This is a genomic window from Bacteroides sp. 224 (assembly GCF_010500995.1).
Classification (GTDB): domain Bacteria; phylum Bacteroidota; class Bacteroidia; order Bacteroidales; family Bacteroidaceae; genus Bacteroides.
The window spans coordinates 1-314 of record NZ_QVMK01000113.1; the positions used below are offsets into that span (position 1 = coordinate 1).

1 pseudogene is annotated in these 314 nt (G+C 36.3%); it reads right to left on the minus strand.

The features are described 5' to 3' along the window. Window positions 1-98: pseudogene (locus tag D0T60_RS18580) on the minus strand (NAD(P)-dependent oxidoreductase); the annotation flags it as partial. Window positions 99-314: the final 216 nt, after the last annotated feature.

Consider the following 314-nt stretch of genomic DNA (forward strand, 5'->3'; position numbering starts at 1 on the left):
ACCAAAATGGCTCCTTGGGGACAACTCTTTAACAGGTCATAATTGATCGATCCCTTTGTTTCGGCCGTAGCCGGTATATGAAGAGAAATAACATCACATAGCAAACGTAAAAGCAATACTAAAAGTTTACTGTATAATGCTGTTTTATTTTAGTTTTATCAAAAAGATGCCATATCTGTGGATCATACGAAAGTCTGGGCACAAATTGGACTTCAATTTCCCGTGAATGAATACTCAGACTTCCTTGATTTCTATACTCAATATAGTTCCTATACTTACGACAAGGATTTATCGGTAGATTATGGAGCATCTGT